The organism is Novosphingobium sp. CF614 (assembly GCF_900113255.1).
Classification (GTDB): domain Bacteria; phylum Pseudomonadota; class Alphaproteobacteria; order Sphingomonadales; family Sphingomonadaceae; genus Novosphingobium.
The window spans coordinates 1-2,469 of sequence record NZ_FOOR01000054.1 but is presented as its reverse complement, the minus strand read 5'-3'; the positions used below and the strand labels follow the sequence as shown (position 1 = coordinate 2,469).

Genomic DNA, 2,469 nt, shown 5'->3' with positions numbered 1-2,469 from the left:
TTTCCACTGAGAAGTGACCCATGTTTTGACCTTTCCCCTGGCTGATTTGTCGGGGGATTAAGGAGTGATCGACATGGCGTTATTGAGCGTAATCCGACGCTGGCATTTCCGGCAGCACATCCCGATCCGTGAGATTGAACGGCGCACGGGATTGTCGCGCAACACGATCCGCAAGTACCTGCGTGCGGACACGGTGGAGCCGAAGTTCAAGGTTCCCGAGCGGCCGAGCAAGCTGGACCCGTTTGCCGAGAAGCTGTCGGCATGGCTGCGGATCGAGGCCGGCAAGTCGCGCAAGCAGCGGCGCACCGCCAAGCAGATGCATGCCGATCTCGTGGTCTTGGGCTACGATGGTTCCTACAACCGCGTGGCGGCCTTCGCGCGGGCCTGGAAGGCCGAGCGCCAGCGCGATGCCCAGACCAGCGGGCGCGGAACATTCGTACCGCTGGTGTTTCAGCCTGGCGAAGCCTTCCAGTTCGACTGGAGCGAGGACTGGGCGATGATCGCAGGCAGACAGACCAAGCTGCAGGCGGCCCATACCAAGCTCTCGCACAGCAGGGCTTTCATCGTCAGGGCCTATCCTCTCCAGACCCATGAGATGTTGTTCGATGCGATGACCCAGGCCTTCCGGGTGCTGGGCGGGGTGCCGCAGCGCGGGATCTTCGACAACATGAAGACCGCGGTCGACAAGATCGGCAGCGGCCCAAAAGGATCAGGGAGGGCCCGTCAGGTCAACGCCCGCTTTGCGGCCCTGGCGAGCCACTATCTGTTCGAGCCCGAGTTCTGCAATCCGGCCTCCGGGTGGGAGAAGGGCCAGGTCGAGAAGAACGTCCAGGATGCGCGGCGCCGGCTGTGGCAGGCAATGCCTTCCTTCCCGGACATCGATGCGCTCAATGCCTGGCTCGAGGAGCAATGCATCGCGCAGTGGGGAGAGATTCCGCACGGCGTGCTGCCCGGCACCATCGCCGATGTGCATGCCGCCGAGATCGCCAGCCTGATGCCGCTGGGCCGGCCGTTCGATGGCTTCGTCGAACACACCAAGCGGGTGTCGCCGACCTGCCTGATATCCTTCGAACGCAACCGCTACAGCGTGCCCGCTTCCTTCGCCAATCGGCCGGTGAGCCTGCGGGTCTATCCCGACCGCATCATGATCGCCGCCGAAGGCCAGATCCTGTGCGAGCATGGGCGGATCATCGAGCGATCCCATGATCAGCCGGGACGGACGATCTATGACTGGCGGCACTATCTCGCGGTGATCCAGCGCAAGCCCGGAGCCCTGCGTAATGGCGCGCCCTTCACCGAGTTGCCGGACGCGTTCCGTCAACTGCAGGGCCAGCTTCTGAAGCGCCCCGGCGGCGACAGGGAGATGGTGGAAATCCTCTCCCTGGTCCTGCACCATGACGAGCAGGCCGTGCTGTGCGCCGTTGAACTGGCCCTCGAGGCTGGCGTTGCGACCAAGACCCACATCCTCAACATCCTGCACCGCCTGATCGACGGCAAGGATGGCACGCCGCCCAGGATCGATGCCCCGCAGGCCCTGGTCCTGCGGAGAGAACCGAAGGCCAACGTCGCACGCTATGATACCCTGCGCGACAAGGATCTTCGTCATGCGTCATGATCCCGCCAGCGCCGCCGTCGTGGTCATGCTGCGCTCCCTCAAGATGTATGGCATGGCCCAGGCCGTCGGCGACCTCGTCGAGCAGGGCGCCCCAGCCTTCGACGCGGCCGTTCCCATCCTCTCCCAATTGCTCAAGGCGGAGGTCGCCGAACGCGAGGTCCGGTCCATTGCCTACCAGATCAAGGCGGCCAGGTTCCCGGCCTACAAGGACCTTGCCGGGTTCGACTTCACCTCCAGCGAAGTGAACGAGGCCATGGTCCGTCAGCTCCATCGCGGCGAGTTCATCGATGGGGCTCACAACGTCGTGCTGATCGGCGGACCCGGTACTGGCAAGACCCATGTCGCCACCGCTCTCGGCGTGCAGGCCGTCGAGCATCACCGCAAGAAGGTCCGCTTCTTCGCCACGGTCGACCTCGTCAACGCGCTGGAACAGGAAAAGGCCATGAACAGGGCTGGCCAGCTCGCCGACCGGCTGCTGCGCCTCGATCTGCTCATTCTCGACGAACTCGGCTACCTGCCGTTCAGCCCATCAGGCGGTGCGCTCCTCTTCCACCTGCTCTCCAAGCTCTATGAGCGCACCAGCGTCATCATCACCACCAACCTCAGCTTCAGCGAATGGGCCGGCGTGTTCGGCGACGCCAAGATGACCACCGCGCTGCTCGATCGGCTCACCCATCATTGCCACATTCTCGAGACCGGAAACGACAGCTTCCGCTTCCGCGCCAGTTCCGCTGCCCCCAAAGCCAGAAAGGAAAAATCACCCGCTTGACCCACTGCCCGCACTGCGGGACATACCACCCACCCGGGTCACTTCTCGATGGAAATCCCGGGTCAACTCTCAGCGGAAATCAACA

General features: G+C 63.7%; 2 protein-coding genes. Both read left to right on the top strand.

Going from position 1 to position 2,469, the window contains the following annotated elements; genetic code table 11:
* The first annotated feature begins 73 nt into the window (after positions 1–73).
* Complete coding sequence (istA, locus tag BM052_RS19205) at positions 74–1,615, top strand: IS21 family transposase (RefSeq protein WP_091149474.1); 1,542 nt, start codon at positions 74–76, stop codon at positions 1,613–1,615.
* Positions 1,605–2,384, top strand: coding sequence for an IS21-like element helper ATPase IstB (gene istB, locus BM052_RS19200; protein ID WP_091149472.1), 780 nt, complete (start codon positions 1,605–1,607; stop codon positions 2,382–2,384). Before istA ends, istB begins: the two co-directional genes overlap by 11 nt.
* Positions 2,385–2,469 lie beyond the last annotated feature (85 nt).

Coding starts and splice junctions, on each gene's coding strand:
- istA (WP_091149474.1), top strand. CDS start 74: ATGGCGTTATTGAGCGTAATCCGACGCTGGCATTTCCGGCAGCACATC.
- istB (WP_091149472.1), top strand. CDS start 1,605: ATGCGTCATGATCCCGCCAGCGCCGCCGTCGTGGTCATGCTGCGCTCC.